This window comes from Burkholderia sp. AU33545, assembly GCF_020419685.1.
Classification (GTDB): domain Bacteria; phylum Pseudomonadota; class Gammaproteobacteria; order Burkholderiales; family Burkholderiaceae; genus Burkholderia; species Burkholderia diffusa.
In genome coordinates this window covers 20,525-36,737 of sequence record NZ_JAIZRQ010000013.1, presented here as the reverse complement: position 1 = coordinate 36,737, position 16,213 = coordinate 20,525, and the positions used below count along the sequence as shown (strand labels likewise).

Sequence of the window (16,213 nt, the reverse complement as noted above, 5' to 3'; positions counted from 1 at the left end):
GCTGCGTCAGCACCGGCCGGTGCGCAGCGCGACGGTCCAGTCGTCGCGGCCGCGCGATGCCGCGGTGACTGCGGCCGTATGCCAGTCGTATTCGACCGCATGGAACTCGGCGTGCCAGCCGGCCGACGTGCGCGACACCATTGCATAGCGCGCATGCGGCGAACCGGTTTCGATCCGGTGCGGATGCGGTAGATCGTCCATGTACGCCTGCAGCCCGACGCTGCCCGGGTTGACGATCACACGGCCGTCGTCGAGCTTCGCGATGCGCGGCACATGCGTGTGGCCGCACAGGATCAGCGACGCCGGCGCGTCGCCTGCGCGCTGCGCGATTTCATCGGGCGTCGCCGCGCGGCAGCCATCGGGCGTCACCGTCTCGAGGAAATAGACGAGGTCGCTGGCGGGCGTACCGTGCACCATCAGCACGTCGTCGTCGAGCGTCAGGCGCTCGGGCAGCGCGGCGATCCACGCGCGATGGTCGTCGCGCAGCGCATCGTGCGCCCAGCGATCGGACAGCCGCATCGTGTCGCGATCGCCGGTCAGCAGTTGCCGTTCGTGATTGCCCTTGATGGTTGGCAGGTCGAGCGCGATCAGGCGGTCGGCCGTTTCGGCCGGATAGAGCGCGCCCGACACGATGTCGCCGAGGTTGACGATCACGTCGGCGCCGCGGCGACGCACGTCGTCGAGCACCGCGTCGAGCGCGGCGAGGTTGCCGTGGATGTCGGACAGCGCGGCGATTTTCATGGTGAGCAAGTCGAGGCGGGGAACGACGATTGTCGCGAATTCGGCGCGGTTCGTCCAATCGCGTCGGTGACGCGACACGCGCGACGCGCGACGAGTTTCAGTCGGTCGCGATGCGCGCGTACATCGCGAAATCGCCCGGCACGCCGCGCACCATCCGGTACGCGCGCAACAACCCTTCGTACCGGTAGCCGCATTTCTGCAGGACGCGCGCGGAGGCGGCGTTGCTGCTCAGCACGACGCCCTGGATGCGCATGAAGCCACCTTCGGCGAACGCCCACGCGGTGACGCTCGTGCACAGCGCGCTCGCGATGCCGCGCCCCCAGTGCGACGGTGCGAGGTCGTACGCGATCTCGGCCGAGCGGTTCGCGGTGGACACCGTATGCAGTCCGATCGTCCCCGTGAGCGCGCCCGACGCGTCGTCGACGATTGCGAGACGGCGGATCGAATCCGGATGAGTCGACTCGATATCGTCGAACAGCGGCAGCAGATCGTCGCGCGCATGCAGGTTCCAGCTCGTGTGGCGGACGACGTCGTGTTTCGACAGGTACGCGTACCACGCGTCGAGATCCGCGCGGTCGAGCTGCCGGAGCGACAGGCCGGGGAAACCGGAGCGGGGCGGCGCGGCGATCCTCATCGCCGACCCATCACGCGCGATGCGGCGCGCATGCCGACGCGCCTATGCGGCATGACGCCGGTACAGCGCGAGCGAACCGGCCAGTGCGAGCAGCATCGCGCCGCACGTGCGTTCGAGCCACAGCGCGCCCGAGCGCTTCAGCAGCCGCACCGCACGAGCGCCGAGCAGCGCGTAGCCGAACATCACAGCCCCGTCGAGCAGTGCGAACGTGACCGCGAGCGCGACGTATTGCGGCGCGAGCGGCGCGGACGGATCGAGGAACTGCGGCAGGAATGCGGAGAAGAACAGATAGCCCTTGGGATTGGTCACCGCGGTCAGGAAGCTCTTCGCGAAGATCGACGCGTTGCGTCCGTGCGCCGTGCCGCCATGCCCGACGGTGACGTCGAGCGAGCCCTTCGACGTGAGCAGCCGGATGCCGACATACGCGAGATAGGCGGCGCCCAGCCATTTCACCACCGAGAACCACCATGCCGAGGCCATCAGCAGGGCGCCGAGGCCGAGCGCGACCGCGACGATCAGCACGAAGTCGGACAGCATCGCGCCGGCGAAACCGTAGGCCGCGCGGCGCACGCCGTAGCGCGAGCCGTTGGTCAGTGCGAGCAGCACGGTCGGGCCTGGCGTCGCGATACCGACGAACGCGACGGCGGCGAAGATCAGCAAGGTCGTTTGATGCATGCCGATGACTCCATGTGGAACGCGGGTGCTCGATTATCGGGCGCGCGTTGTCGCGCTGTACAGCGGCGTTCGCTGCGCGACCGATTATCTCGATTCTGGCAAGAAGTTGTTTTCATTATTGCGCTGTTGATGGGAACCGGTTCCAACTACCATGGCGGCCGTGGCGGGCATGCTCGCCGCGACGTCGCGCGCGCGTATCGCACGCGCGCGTTCCCGTGTGCGGACGCGGCCGGCGTCGCATGCCGGCGGGGCTCCCGGCCGCACGCGCTACTCGCATAGAACAACGGGCTCACCGCCCGGAGACGCTAAAAACCATGAACAAGCAACTGATCGCAGCACCGCTGCTGCTCTCGCTCGCGGGCATCGCATCCGCGCAAAGCTCCGTCACGCTGTACGGCATCGTCGACGCGGGCGTGACCTATCGCAGCAACGAACGGGTCGGCTCGCCGGGCGCCTATACAGGGCATTCGAACGTCGGCCTGACCACCGGCAACCTGTCCGGCAGCCGCTGGGGCATCAAGGGTTCCGAGGATCTCGGCGGCGGGATGCGCGCGCTGTTCGTGCTCGAGAACGGCTTCGACATCACCAACGGCACGTCGGGGCAGGGCGGTCGCCAGTTCGGCCGGCAGGCCTTCGTCGGCGTCGGCAGCAACCGTTACGGCACGGTCACGCTCGGCCGCCAGTACACGTCGCTCGACGACTTCGTGAGCCCGGTCGGCCCGTCGTCGTTCATCGGCGGCTTCGGCGCGCACCCGGGCGACATCGACGATCTCGACCAGACCGCGCGCGTCGACAGTTCGATCAAGTACACGAGCGCGAACTACGCGGGCTTCACGTTCGGCGCGCTGTACGGCTTCGGCAGCCAGCCGGGCAGCATGAAGCAGCGCAACACGTGGAGCATCGGCGCGGCATACGCGGCGGGGCCGCTGCGCGTGGGCCTCGGCTACGAGCGTTCGGACAACAGCAAGACGGGCGCGACCGACCCGACGGCCGGCAAGTGGCAGAGCACCGACGACGGCCTGTTCAACTCGTCGATCAACGAAGGCTATGCGAGCGCGCAGTCGCAGCAGATCATCGCGACCGGCGCGACGTACGACTTCGGCCCGGCCGTGGTCGGCGTGAACTACAGCAACGTGCAGTACCGCAGCGGTGCCCAGTCGCTGTTCAACGGCCACGCGACCTTCAACGTCGCGGGCGTGTTCACGCGCTGGAACGTGCAGCCGCAGACGCAGCTGTTCGCGGGCTACAGCTACACGCGCGGCAGTGACGTCGACGGCATCGACAACCGCGCGCAGTATCACAACGTCACGCTTGGCGCGGTCTACGACCTGTCGAAGCGCACCAGCGTGTACCTGCTCGGCGCGTACCAGCATGCGTCCGGCACGACGCTCGACGCGCTCGGCCGGCCGGTGGCCGCGACCGCATCGGTGTCGGACAAGGCGAACGGCCACTCGTCCGACTCGCGGTCGCAGGCGATTGTCAGCCTCGGCCTGCGCCAGAAGTTCTGACGTCACGCGCATGACCGGCCGCTCGCGTTCGATGCGGGCCGCCGGTTGCGTGGCCCGCTGCTGATCGATGTCTGTTCCACCGCCAGCGCGTGATCGACGTCGTCGATGCGCTGCCCAGGTGCCTCGACGGTTGGGGCGGCGCGACGCTCGACAGCGCGAGCTGACCTGAACCGGCCGCACGCCCGGCCGGGGCGCGGCCTTCCTCATCATCGCTGTCCACCTCTCCTTCGCCGCACGCGGGGTACATCCCGCTTCTCATCCGCATCTTCATTGGCAACGGCAACCCGCCGCACGTCGCCTTATTTCATGTATTCACGATTTTCCCGGCAATGCAGCGCGCACGGGACAATATTTTTTCTCTTTCATTTTAATTTCGATTTGTAATCATTTAATCGATTCGACGGAAATCGAAGTTCAATGCGCGCGAATCAGAAAAAATGACGCGCTCGGATTAGGTGCTTCGGAATAAAGTGCCGGAAAAAGCGGCTCTCGAGAGCGCTGTCGGGCGGGGGGCTGCTATACGAAGCCCGGAGCGATGCGTCTTCAGTCAGGCGGCATCGCGCGGTAAAGGAATGTAATGAATCATTCGCAGCGAAATTGAATCGGTTTTTGAAAAAATCACCAATATTTCATACGCGGCGAATTAGAGTGTAAAAAACGATCGTCCGGGAGCATCATTCATGTTATCGAAACAAATTCGTGCGGCATTGCTTGGGCTGTGCATGGCAATGCTGGCGCCGGCCGGTCACGCACAAGCGCAATACACGACGGACTGGCTCGCGAACACGTTCGGCACGCTCGCCGCGCACGTTGGCAACGGTGCGCGCTCGCTTTGGGTCGCGCCCGAGGGCGTGATCTATACGGCGTCGCGCTGGGACGAGAACGCGGGCGGTGTCGCGATCTACCAGAACGGGCAGACGCTCGGCACGATCGGCATCCATGACGAATTCCAGGGTGGCGCGATCACCGGCAACGCGAACTCGCTGTTCGTCGCGCTCGGCTACAACCGCACGTTCGGCAGCGGCTCGGTCGGCCGCTACAACCGCAGCACGAACCAGCGCGACCTGCGCATTCCCGTCAGCACGTGGACGGGCATCCAGTACGCGGACGTGATCACGGGCCTCGCGACGACCGGCAACCTGCTGTACGTCAGCGACTTCTACGGTAACCGCGTGCGCGTCTACACGACGGACGGCGTGTGGCAGCGCGATATCGGCGTATCGGGCCCCGGTGCGCTGGCGCTCGATGCGGCCGGCAACCTGTGGGTCGCGCGCAAGAGTGCGGGTGTCGTCGCGCAGTTCAGCCCGACGGGCACGGCGATGAGCACGATCCAGATGGCGGCCCGCGCGCGGCCGGCGTCGCTGTATTTCGATGCGCCGAGCGGGCAGTTGCTGGTGGGCGACGAAGGCCCCGACATGAACATCAAGATCTACGCGCTCGTGGGCCAGCCCGTGCAGCTCGGCACGTTCGGCGTGCAGGGCGGGTATCTCGACACGACTTCGGGCATCAAGGGGCAGGTCGGCGACAAGCGCTTCACGCGCGTCGCCGGCATGGGCAAGGACGCGGCCGGCAACCTGTACGTGCTGAACAACGCGTGGGGCGGCGGCTGGGATCTCGGGCGCAATGGCAGCACCGACCTCCATTCGTACAGCCCGACGGGCGTGCTGCAATGGAAGCTGCAGGCGCTGAACTTCGAGGCTGCCGCCGCGCCCGATCCCGCCACCGACGGCGCATTCTTCTACAGCGGCAACAACGTGTACACCGGCACCGCGGGCGGCACGTTCGTCGCGAACACGATCGATCCGTTCACCTATCCGAAGGACCCGCGCCTCGACATGAACGACTACCAGCGCGGTCAACATTTCGGCCAGCTCGCGCTCGTGAACGGCACGCGGATGCTGGTCGCGACCGGACAGAATCCGGGCAACTACAACATCTATCACTTCAACGGCGCGAGCGGCTACATCGCGATTCCGGACGGCTCGATCCCCGGCAAGCCGTTCAACACGACGCTGCAGGTGACGGCCGGCTTCTCGCTCGACGACAACGGCGACGTGTGGGCCGGGCTCGATCGCACGAACAACATTTCGCATTATCCGATGACGGGTTTCGACGCGACCGGGAAACCGACATGGGGCAAGCCGGTGCAGATTCCGATTCCGCGCACCGTGCTGCCGCTCACACGAATCATCTACCAGGCCGACAGCGACACGATGATCCTCGCGCAGGGCATCTCGGGCAGCTGGGACTGGACAGCGATGAACGGGCACATCGAGGTCTATCGCGGCTGGAAGGCCGGCAACACGAGCACGCCGAACGTCGCGATCAACCTGACGAGCGCGAATCCGAAATCGATGGCGGCGGCAGGCCACTACCTGTTCGTCGGCTACGTGCACACGGTGCCGAACGTCGACGTGTTCGACCTGAACACCGGCAGCCTCGTGACCACGCTGACGAATTCGAACACGTCGGCGATGGACGTCGGCAACGACGTCGACTCGATGTATGGCATCCGTGCGTACCTGCGCACGACCGGCGAATACGTGATCACGAAGGACAACTACAACGGGTCGAGCCTCGTCGTGTATCGCTGGCATCCGTGATCTGGCATGCCGCGCCGCTCGGGCCAGCAGGGTTTCATGGCGCGCCGGGCACGCGGCCGTTCACTGCGCGCCTGTACTTCGAGTCGGGCGTGTCGTGGAATTTCGCGCGCGTGTCCTGCACCGAGCCGGCGAAACGGGGGGGCTTGCGGGCGCTCGTGATTGTCCATGAAGGTCGCGACGTCCCGCGCTTCCTGATTGGTCAGCGTGCCGCCGAGGCCGAGCGGCATATTGGCCTTCACGAAGCCGGCCGCGTTGCGGATGTCGCCTATGCCTGCGCCCAAGTTGAACGAGCGGGCACCCCAGAGCGCGGGAAAGACTGGCTTGATCGTCCATGTCATGTTGCCGACGGTGATCGTGCCGCCCGATGCGAAGGTGCATCAGAACGACACCGTCGTCGTCAGCGTGACGAGCCGCGGCTCGCCGACCGCGACGATCAGATTGCTGTTGCTCGACGGATAGTAGGTCTTGTCGAGCAGGTTCTTCACGTTGAGCTGAATGCGTGTCGGGAACTTGCCGATCGTCGTTTCATAGGCCGCGAAAGCATCGACGGTCACGTAGCCGGGCAGCGTGAAGCTGTTCGCGGTGTCGCCGGGCCGTGCGCCGACGAGCCGCGCGCCGCCGCCGAAGCGCCAGCGTCCGGGCAGGTTCGCGATCGCCGTGTCGTACACCGCGAACAGGCTGCCGGTGTGGCGCGCGACGTTGACGAGCGGCGTGTTGCTGTCGCGGTCGTTCGCGTTCGTGTACGCGTAGCTGCCGATCAGGCTCAGATGGCGCGTGAGCTGCCCCGCGACGTCGAGTTCGATCCCGCGCGAGCGCGCGGTGCCGATGGTCGACGTGATGTCGCCGACCGTGACCGCGACGTTGCGCTTGTCGATCTGATAGGCCGCGAGCGTGCCGGTGATGCCGGGCTTCAGGTTGAACTTCAGGCCGGCTTCCAGTACGCGGCCGAATTCCGGCGCGAGCGGCGCAGCGACGTTCGACGCGACGTTCGGCTTGAACGAGCGGCTCACGTTCGCATACGCGGTCAGCGACGGCGTGAGCGCATAGGCGAGCCCGAACTGCGGCAGCCACACGTTGCCGTGCGAGCGGTCGGCGAACACGAACGGCCGCCCCATTCCCGATTCCTGCTGCCAGTCCTCCCAGCGCAACCCGCCGACCGCGGTGAGCCGGTCGGTGATCTTCACGGAGTCCTGCACGATCATCGAGTACGTGTGGACCTTCGAAAGCGAATCGCTTTGCTTCGTGCTTACCGTGCCGCCGGGCGCGAGCAGACCGTAGACGGGATCGTAGAGATTGAAGCCCTTGGTCGCGGTACCGCGAATCGTGTCGCCGCGGAAGCTGCGCTGCCGCTCGTATTCGCCTCCGATGTAGAGCGCGTGGTTCATTCCCGCGAGCGTCAGGTTGCCGAGCAGGCCGAGCGTCGCGATCTGGTCGGAGTCGTTGCGTCCGAGGTTCGCGTCGGACGTGCGCGATAGCGCGCCGGTCGTGCTGTTGAAGGCGGTCGCGCGGGTGATGTATTGATCGTAGCGGTCGCGGCCCCAGCCGTAGGTCGCGCGCACGCGCCATGCGTCGGAGAAGCGGTGCTCGATGCGCGCGCGCAGCGTTTCCTGGATTCCGCTGCTTTGCGCCCACGCTTCCTCGTAGCGGCGATAGCGCAGCGCATCGTCGGGGCGGCCGTTCACGAGCACGGTGCCGCGATCGAACGGCATCGTGTAGTCGACGTACTGGTAGCTGACGTCGATCGACGTGTTCGCGTCGTGCCACGACAGCGCGGGCGCGATCAGCGCATTGCGTTGGCGGCCGAAGCTGCGCCAATAGCGGCTCGTGTCGTACTCGCCGGTGAGCCGGAACGCGAGCGTGCCGCCCGCGACCTGGCCCGGCTTGCCGAGCGGGCCGGTCAGGTCGAACTGCGCGCTGCTGCCGCCGTGGCTCGTGCGCGAGGCCGAGATCGAGCCGCCGAATGTTTCTTCCGGCTTGCGCGTGACGAGGTTGATCACGCCGCCCGGGTCCTGCATCCCGTACAGCAGCGAAGCGGGGCCCTTCAGCACTTCGACGCGGTCGATCGTCGCGAGGTAGCTGTGCAGCACCGGCGTGCGCACGCCGTCGACGAGCACGGAACCGTCGTTGTTCGAGCCGAAGCCGCGCTTGATGAACGCGTCGCGCGTGCCGCCGAGCGTGTTGGTCTGCGTCACGCCGCTGATGTTGCCGAGCACGTCGTCGAGCGAACGCGCCTGCTGGTCCTGCATCACGCTGCTGCTGACCACGGCGACCGATTGCGGAATCTCCTTGAGCGGACGATCGTCGCCGCCGGCGACGCTGCTGGTGCGCGGCTGGTAGCCGACGGTCGGATCGGTGGCCGCCGATGCGCTGACGCTGATCGTCGGCAGTTCGCGTTCGGGCGGCGCGGGCGTCGACGAGCCCGAGGGCGCGGCCGGCGAGGCCGTGGCGACAGGTTCGGCATCCGCATGCGCGCCGCTTGCGACGCAAAGGGTGATCAGGGCAGGCAGGCTCGCGCGCCACGGACGCAAGGTCCGCGCGCGGCGGGGCGGTCGACGGGATGGCATGAATCGATGAATGGACGGAGTGCTAAGGATGAAGGCGCGGGCCGCGGCGCTTCACTGATTCGCCGAGGCAGGACGCGCATGATATACGTAATGAGAATCGTTTGCAATTGTAACGAGGCCGATATGGACCGTGCATCGCGATTGCCGGGCCTTCGGCCGTCTGCTACCGTAGCGGCCAAAATCAGACGCAGTGAAATTCAATGAGAGCCGGGGGCCGCACCATGCCATCTTCCTGTCACGTCGCGTGCAGCGCGATGTTTCGCACCGCCGTCGACCATGCAGGTGGTGAAGTGACCGCAGCCGCGTTCCGCGATTCGAACGAATAAAGCAACGGCAGCACGATCGTCCGGGGTGGTGCCGGGCAGCCGGCGCCGCGCCTCGGTCAACGACTTCAACCACTACGCTTGACGGGAGACCACCCATGAAGAAGATTTCCGCGCCGTTCATGACGGCCGCGTTGGCCGCATGCGCGCTGCTGGCGGGCGTGTACCAGGCCGCCTGCGCCGCGCCGGCCGCCGAGCCCGCGATCGACGCGCACTACGGCACCGTGATCGAGGCCTATACGCAGGACATGGCCGCCGCGAAGACGAAATACGACGGCAAGCGCCTCGCGTTCGTCGGCGCCGTGATCCGGATGGGCAGCGACCCGGGCGGCACGTACTTCGGTGCGTTGACGACCGACGGGGAACAGTTCGATACGCATTTCGACGTGGCCGACCAGGCCGCGCTGAAACCGAAATTCCCCGGCGGCGAGATCAAGCCGTTCACGGCATCCGCGAATTTCCGCTTCAGTTGCGAGAACGAAGGCTATATCGACGCGCCGGTGCTGCCCGGGTTGAAACTCTCGCATTGCCGGCTTGCCGATTGATCGACGGGCGATGTCCGGCGATCAGAACTTCTGCTGGATGCCGGCCATCACACCGAGCTGATTCATCCCGGTGCCGACCGCCCCGCCGGCGGCGACCGCGTTCGCGGCCAGCGTGCTGTTGAACATATAGCCCACCGACGTATAGACGGTCGTCCGCTTCGACAGGAAATAGTTCGCTCGGCCGACGAAGAGCGTGGCGTTCGTGCCGCCTTCGCCGTTTTCGCGGCGTTGCAGGTAGCGCACGCCTTGCAGGTCGAGCGCGAGGTAGGGTGTCGCGTAGTACGTGCCGCCGGCGAACACGATGTCGGCCTGCAGGTGTGCGGCCGCCGCGAGGTTGCGGCGGATCCAGCCGGCGCCGAGTTTCGCGGGGCCGATCTTCACGTAGCCGGCGACGATGTCGCGCGTGTCGGTGTACGCCGGATTGTTCAGCGGCGCGAGCGCGCCGCCACCGCCGCGCATCACGTCGTGCGATGCGGCGACCCCGAAATTGCTCGCGTCATAGGCGAGCATCGCCGTGTATTGGCGGCAGGCTACGATGTCGCCGGGCACCTGTCCCCCGCAGCCCGTCGCGGACGGTCCCGCCGGCCCGGCCGCGTCGCGGCCGAAGCTGTAGGTCGCGCCGAGCGTCACGCCGTGGAACGTGCCCTTGTAGCCGATCGCATTGTCGCTGCGGGCGTTCGGCAGATACGAGTCGAAATCCGCCATCGAATGAATCGACGGGCCGATCACGTCGGCATTGGTCAGCACGATCATCGACATGTTCATCTGGCGGCCGAGGGTCAGCGCGCCGAAGGGACTGTTCACGCCCACGTTCGCCTGCCGCCCGAACAGACGCCCGCCGTAGTTCAGCGCACCGGTGCCGGGCTGGAAGCCGTTTTCGAGCACGAAGAACGCCTGGTAGCCGCCGCCGAGATCCTCGGTGCCTCGCAGGCCCCAGCGTGACGGCACTTCGCCGGTCAGCGTCGGCATCCCGGTGAACGTCCCGCCGTGTGCCGCATTGTTGTAGTAGGACACGCCGGTATCGATGATCCCGTACAGCGTGACGCTGCTTTGCGCACAGGCCGGTCCGGCCAGCGCCATCGCCGTCGCGAATACGACGCCCAGTTTCGTTTTCATGGTTGTCTCCAAACAGTATGTAGATGTACTTATCAATGTTTCAGGCCCGGGACATGTCCGGAATGCCGACGGGTATCGGCAGGACTGCGGGCGTCGCGCGTTACGAGATCGCCGGGTCGCGTTGCCGGTGCGGCGCCGCGGCGCGCCCGCCCGCCACGGCGACGGCGATCGCCGCGCCGGCCATCGGCACGAGGAACGCGAGATAGAGACGGGGCACGGACCAGCCGTCGTCCAGCAGCGCGCCGACCGTCATCGGCGACAGGATCGCGCCGAGTCGGCCGATGCCGACCGCGAGACCGATGCCGGTCGTACGGATCTCGGCGGGATAGGGCGTCGGCGACAACGCATACATGCCGGCCACGCACGCATTGATCACGGCGCCGAGGAACACCCCGACGGTCATCCCGATGCCGAGCGAGCCGGTGTTCATGCCGAACACGACCATCAGCGCGCCGCCCAGCAACAGCGTCGCGCCCAGCAGGTTGCGCAGGCCGAACCGGGTGGACAGCAAGCTGAAGAGCGACGCGCCCGCGATGCCGCCGAGGTTGAGCAGCACGCCACCGGTCACGCCCTGCGATGCCGACAGCCCGGCCTGGACCAGCAGCTTCGGCGTCCAGCTGACGACGAAATAAAAGCTGCCCATCACGAGAAAGAACGCGATCCACAGCGCGATCGTGCGGCGCGTGAGCGGCGCGCGCAGCACGGCCGTCCAGCTCGACGCGGGGCTCGTCGTGTCGATGGACGCGGTCACGGCCGGCAGCGCGTCGATCGGCGCGCGCTTCATTCTCGCGAGGATGCGGTTGATTTTCTGCAGCGCGTCGTCCGGACGCCGTGCCAGCAGGAAGTCGAGCGATTCCGGCAGCAGTGCGAGCACCATCGGAATCGCCGTCAAGGTCAGGATGCCGCCGAACGCGAACACGCTGCGCCATCCCCACGTCGACAGCAGGTAGCCGGCGATGACCCCGCCGGCGGTGGCGCCGATCGCGTAGCCGGTCGACTGCATGCCGATCGCTGCGCTGCGCCATTTGTTCGATGCGTATTCGCCGCTGATGACGGTCAGGCTCGCCAGCATGCCGCCGATGCCGAGCCCCGTGTACGCACGTGCGATCGCGAGTTGCAGCGTGCTGTGCGTGGCCGCGCAGGCGAGCATCCCGGTCGAGATGACGGCGAGGCAGAACAGGATGATGCGGCGGCGGCCGATGCGATCGGCGAGCGGCGCGATCAGCACCGAGCCGATCCCCATGCCGGCGAGCCCCGCGCTCAGCAGCAGGCCGATTTCCTTGCCGCTCAGTTTCCACTCGGCGGCCAGGTGCGGCGCGGCAAACGCGATGGCCAGCACGTCGAAGCCATCGAGCATGTTCAGCACGACGCAGGCCGTGACCGCCATCGTCTGGAACGTGCTCATCGGTGATGCGTCGATCGTATTGCGGATATTTGCACTCACGTCAAAGACCCTTCATAAAAAATAGTATGACTAATCGAATTGGAAAAAATCGAAGCCGGTTTTGGCGAGCGGGGCGAATGCGTGTGCTGTCTGCCAACCGCGGTGAATGCCTGCCGCGACCGTCAGGCGTCGTTCGCGCGCCGGCGCGACGGTTACGCGGGTTCGGGTTGTTGCAGCAGCCGCTGGATCACGCGCCGCGCGCGATTGGGGCCCGCGTCGACGTGAATGTCGATCTGGCGGCTGTCCGGAAATCGAAGCTGATTCCGGTATTGCGCTTCGATCACGGTCTTGTCTTCATCGAACGTCGCCGCGGATTGCTCGATGACCGTTTGCGCGACGCGTTCGACGTCGTATTGCGGATTGGTCGCGACGGTCCAGAAATAGTGCGTCGTGGTGTCCGTCTCTGGCGTGATGCCGTGGAAGCCGCGCATGTGAAAGCCACCGCGCGCGGGATCGAGCAGGTCGCCGGTGCCGGCGTCCATCGCGCCGGTCCAGATCCGGATATGCGACACGTGGAATTCGATTTCCTGCCAGCGATCGACCCGGCCCGCGAACGGCCATGCGGCCGTGTAGGTCGGCGGCGGGTCGGAATCCGGCATCCGGCGGACCAGCGTCACCGTGTCGCCGTCGCTGCTGACGCAGGTTTCCGCACCCATGTGCAGCGGCGCGTTGCCGCCGATCGTTTTCAGGTGGACATAGCCGAGGTGGCTCAGATCCATCAGGTTGTCGTGAATCAGCTGATACGGTGCGTCGTAATGGTAGTTGCCGCCGCCGAACCGGTATTGCGGATCCGTGTGGAACGCATAGCGCGGCGGCGCGCAGGTTGGTTGGGCGTGCGCATCGGCGCCGATCCAGATCCATACGATCGCGTCCTGTTCCCGCACCGGATACGACGGCACGCACGCCTTTGCCGGAATCCGGTCCTGCCCGGGAATCTCCACGCAGGCGCCGTCGCGGTCGAACAGCAGGCCGTGATAGCCGCAGCGCAGGCCGCGCGCTTCGAGCGAGCCGCACGACAGCGGCAGCGACTTGTGGCAGCAGCGATCTTCCAGCGCACCGATTTCCCCGGACGGCAACCGGAACAGCACGACCGGGCGGCCGAGCAGCGTGCGGGCGACGGGTTTGTCCGTCAGTTCGGACGACAGCGCGGCGACCCACCATCGGTCGACCGGGAATCGCGTTGTGTTGATGGGTGGCCGGGCAGGCTGCTCCATTGATCGTCTCCAGTATTGTGATTGGCCGCCGCGTGTCGGGCGGTCCGTCTACAGGTCGAGTACCAGCAGATCGCTTCGCGATCGCGAGCAGCACGGCATGAACTGGTCGCCGGCCGCTTGTTCCGCTTCCGTCAGATACGAATCGCGATGATCGGGCTCGCCTTCGAGCACACGCGTCACGCAGGTGCCGCAGACGCCTTGCTCGCACGACGTGAGCACATCGACGCCGTTGGCTGCCAGCGCGGCGATGACCGTGCATTCGGCCGGCACGTCGATCACCTTGCCGCTGCTCGCGATGCGGACCTGGAACGCGCGATCCGCGCCGGACGACGCAACCGCGCCGCCGAAGAACTCGTAATGCAGCCGCTCGTCGGCCCAGTTGCGCTCGCGCGCGGCGTTCAGCACCGCGTCCATGAAGCCGCGCGGGCCGCACACGTACAGGTGCGTGCCGTCAGGCGCTGCGGCGAGTACGGCGGGCAGGTCGAGGCGTTGCGCGGGGTCGCCGTCGTCGACGTGGAAGCGGGCGCGGTCGCGGAACCCGGCTGCTTTGATCCGCTCGACAAAGGCCATGCGATCGGTCGAACGCGCGCAGTAGTGCATGTCGAAGGGCGTGCCGGACGAGAACAGCCGTTCCGCCATGCAGAGAATCGGCGTGACGCCGATCCCGCCCGCGAGCAACAGGTGGTGCGGCGCGTCGGGCGCGAGCGGAAACTGATTGCGCGGCATGCCGATCCGTACGGTATCGCCTTGCCGGACGTCATCGTGAATCGCGCGCGACCCGCCGCGACCCTCGGCATCGCGCAGCACCGCGATCTGGTATCGATCGCCGGGTTCGGGGTGGTTGCACAGCGAGTACTGGCGCACGAGCCCGCCCGGCAAATACACGTCGATATGCGCGCCGGCGTCGAAGCGCGGCAGGGACGACCCGTCATCGCTGACGAATTCGAAACCGCAGATGTCGCGCGCTTCCTGCCACTTGCGGGCCACCCGGACCGTCAGCGTCGCGGCGCTCATGACGCCTCCTTGATCTGCGCGACCGGAATCACGGGCCGCTGCGGACTCGATGCACTTTCGTCGGCGAGCAGCCGCTCGATCACCTTGCGCGACAGCACGCCGCCGGCGTCGATGTTGAGCTTGAGCAGCTTGCGGTCCGGCCACTGCTCGAGGTTGAGCTGCTGGCGCTCGAGCATCTCGAGATCCTCGGCGAAGATCTTGCCCTGGCCGTCGCGGATCTCGGCGGTCAACGCGTGATCGTCGGGCCGGAAGTTGCGCGCCATCCCCCAGAAATACCAGATCGACGTGTCCGTCTCCGGCGTGATGAAGTCGACCACGATCGACGACGCTTTCAGCTCGGCCGGCGCGTCGTAGCCTCCGTGGCCTGCGTGCGCGACGCCCACTTCGATCATTACGTGGCTCGGCGGCGTGAAGCGGCAGATCTGCCAGCGGTCGACCGCCACGTCATCGGCCAGCCCGTTGCCGCGCAGCGCCATCCGCCAGAACGGCGGCGGCATCACGTTCTCCATGAAGCGGCTCGTGACGACTTCGTCGCCGTTGGCGGTCGTCTTCGGCGGCGCTTCGTCGATTTCCTTCTGGCCGATGCTCGTCGCATGCACGTAGGTCTCGTGCGTGAGGTCCATCAGGTTGTCGATCATCAGCCGGTAGTCGCAACGGATGTGATACAGGCCGCCGCCGTATGCCCAGGCAGGATCTTCGGCCCACTGGAGCGCGGGCAGTTTGTCGGGATTGGCCGCGGACGCATCGCCGGGCCACACCCAGACGAATCCATACCGCTCGACCACAGGAAAGCTGCGGATCGGCGGAAAGCCGCCGACGCGCTGGCCCGGCATGCCGGCCGTCTTGCCGTTGCAGCCCATTTCCAGCCCGTGATAGCCGCACACGAGCACGCCGTCGCGCACGAATCCCAGCGACAGCGGCGCGCCGCGGTGCGGGCAGAAGTCTTCGAGCGCGGCGACCCGGCCGTCCGCCGCGCGGTAGAACACCATCGACTCATTGCAGATCTTGCGGCCCAGCGGCTTGCCGTCGATTTCATCGGGCGTGCACGCGACATACCAAGCGTTCTTGAGAAACACGTTCTTCGTCTCCTTCAGGGCGGTGCCGCCGGTGCGCGGCAATTCTTCATTCCGTGTACTGAATGAGATTCAGTGTACTTATTGATGTTGGTCAGGGCAAGGCGAGCGGTATACTGGTTTTCCCGGGAAATGGCGCGACGCAGTGCCATGCCGTCGGCGCACGCAACAGCGTGCGCCGCCTATGACATCGACTCATTCATGGAAAAAACGAATCCCGCCGACGCGCCCGCTTTCCCGCTCGACCTGTACGACGAACCCGGGCACCTGATCCGGCGTGCGCACCAGATCGCGGTTGCGATGTTCTACGAGAAGCTTGGCCGGGACGTGACGCCCGTGCAGTACGCGGTCCTGCGGATGCTCTACGAGTGCCCGGGGCTCGATCAGGTGACGCTCGCGCAGCGAGTGGCGCTCGACACGTCGACGACCGCGGACCTCGCGGTCCGGCTCGAAGCGAAAGGATTGATCGTTCGCGAAGTGTTACCGCGGCGTCAGCGGCGCTTGTTGCTGACGCCGGCGGGTGTCGAGCTGCTCACGCACCTGATTCCGTCGGTGCAGGAACTGCGCGCCGGCCTGTTCGACGGCATGGGGGAGGACGATTCGCGGGAACTGATGCGCCTGTTGCGCAAGTTCGTTCATTTGAACAACGAGCAGAGCCGTGCGCCGCTGCGGGTCGGCGAGGAGTCGTAGCGGCTGATTTCCGCGCGATGGAAGAGCAGATGCGGCAAGGCGGCAGCAGCTTCGCGCCGCCTGCCTGCA

13 protein-coding genes and 1 pseudogene are annotated in these 16,213 nt (G+C 66.5%); 4 read left to right on the top strand and 10 right to left on the bottom strand.

Features of this window, described 5'->3' with window-relative positions; translation table 11 throughout:
• Positions 1–6: 6 nt before the first annotated feature.
• From LGM71_RS32450 to LGM71_RS32440, 3 genes are all read right to left on the bottom strand, one after another.
• Positions 7–741: a metallophosphoesterase family protein gene (locus LGM71_RS32450; RefSeq protein ID WP_226118587.1), complete on the bottom strand. Its 735-nt coding sequence runs from the start codon at positions 739–741 to the stop codon at positions 7–9.
• A 97-nt stretch (positions 742–838) separates the two neighbouring features.
• Positions 839–1,375 (bottom strand): GNAT family N-acetyltransferase, encoded by a 537-nt coding sequence (locus LGM71_RS32445; RefSeq protein WP_226118584.1) that lies wholly within the window; start codon positions 1,373–1,375, stop codon positions 839–841.
• Positions 1,376–1,417: 42 nt separating this feature from the next.
• Positions 1,418–2,050 carry a LysE family translocator gene (locus tag LGM71_RS32440; RefSeq protein WP_151050782.1) on the bottom strand — a complete coding sequence of 211 codons (633 nt, stop codon included), beginning with the start codon at positions 2,048–2,050 and terminating at the stop codon, positions 1,418–1,420.
• Between the two features lie 314 nt (positions 2,051–2,364).
• On the opposite strand from LGM71_RS32440, the gene LGM71_RS32435 reads away from it, so the two are divergent.
• Together LGM71_RS32435 and LGM71_RS32430 are read left to right on the top strand one after the other, a co-directional pair.
• Positions 2,365–3,558 carry a porin gene (locus LGM71_RS32435; RefSeq protein ID WP_226118582.1) on the top strand — a complete coding sequence of 398 codons (1,194 nt, stop codon included), beginning with the start codon at positions 2,365–2,367 and terminating at the stop codon, positions 3,556–3,558.
• A 680-nt stretch (positions 3,559–4,238) separates the two neighbouring features.
• Complete coding sequence (locus LGM71_RS32430) at positions 4,239–6,161, top strand: SMP-30/gluconolactonase/LRE family protein (protein ID WP_226118580.1); 1,923 nt, start codon at positions 4,239–4,241, stop codon at positions 6,159–6,161.
• A 34-nt stretch (positions 6,162–6,195) separates the two neighbouring features.
• On the opposite strand, the pseudogene LGM71_RS32425 reads toward LGM71_RS32430, so the two are convergent.
• Together LGM71_RS32425 and LGM71_RS32420 are read right to left on the bottom strand one after the other, a co-directional pair.
• Positions 6,196–6,484 (bottom strand): annotated as a pseudogene (locus LGM71_RS32425) (c-type cytochrome); the annotation flags it as partial.
• A 54-nt stretch (positions 6,485–6,538) separates the two neighbouring features.
• The gene (locus LGM71_RS32420; RefSeq protein WP_226118578.1) at positions 6,539–8,725 is read right to left on the bottom strand and encodes a TonB-dependent siderophore receptor; all 2,187 of its coding nucleotides are present in this window, start codon (positions 8,723–8,725) and stop codon (positions 6,539–6,541) included.
• Between the two features lie 421 nt (positions 8,726–9,146).
• Here LGM71_RS32420 and LGM71_RS32415 point away from each other — a divergent pair, with 421 nt between their 5' ends.
• Positions 9,147–9,593 carry a hypothetical protein gene (locus LGM71_RS32415; RefSeq protein WP_151050977.1) on the top strand — a complete coding sequence of 149 codons (447 nt, stop codon included), beginning with the start codon at positions 9,147–9,149 and terminating at the stop codon, positions 9,591–9,593.
• A 21-nt stretch (positions 9,594–9,614) separates the two neighbouring features.
• On the opposite strand, the gene LGM71_RS32410 is transcribed toward LGM71_RS32415, so the two are convergent.
• The 5 genes from LGM71_RS32410 to LGM71_RS32390 form a co-directional block, all read right to left on the bottom strand.
• The gene (locus LGM71_RS32410; protein ID WP_226118576.1) at positions 9,615–10,709 is read right to left on the bottom strand and encodes a porin; all 1,095 of its coding nucleotides are present in this window, start codon (positions 10,707–10,709) and stop codon (positions 9,615–9,617) included.
• 100 nt (positions 10,710–10,809) lie between these two features.
• A complete protein-coding gene (locus LGM71_RS32405; protein WP_319000407.1) occupies positions 10,810–12,153 on the bottom strand; it encodes an MFS transporter in 1,344 nt (447 codons plus the stop codon).
• Between the two features lie 152 nt (positions 12,154–12,305).
• On the bottom strand, positions 12,306–13,367 hold the full coding sequence (locus LGM71_RS32400; RefSeq protein ID WP_226118572.1) for an aromatic ring-hydroxylating dioxygenase subunit alpha: 1,062 nt from the start codon (positions 13,365–13,367) through the stop codon (positions 12,306–12,308).
• A 48-nt stretch (positions 13,368–13,415) separates the two neighbouring features.
• Positions 13,416–14,381: a PDR/VanB family oxidoreductase gene (locus tag LGM71_RS32395; protein ID WP_226118571.1), complete on the bottom strand. Its 966-nt coding sequence runs from the start codon at positions 14,379–14,381 to the stop codon at positions 13,416–13,418.
• On the bottom strand, positions 14,378–15,457 hold the full coding sequence (locus tag LGM71_RS32390) for a Rieske 2Fe-2S domain-containing protein (protein ID WP_226118569.1): 1,080 nt from the start codon (positions 15,455–15,457) through the stop codon (positions 14,378–14,380). The genes LGM71_RS32395 and LGM71_RS32390 overlap by 4 nt, the downstream gene beginning before the upstream one ends.
• Positions 15,458–15,655: 198 nt before the next feature.
• On the opposite strand from LGM71_RS32390, the gene LGM71_RS32385 reads away from it, so the two are divergent.
• Positions 15,656–16,144, top strand: coding sequence for a MarR family winged helix-turn-helix transcriptional regulator (locus tag LGM71_RS32385; protein ID WP_059532660.1), 489 nt, complete (start codon positions 15,656–15,658; stop codon positions 16,142–16,144).
• The last annotated feature ends 69 nt before the right edge of the window (positions 16,145–16,213 follow it).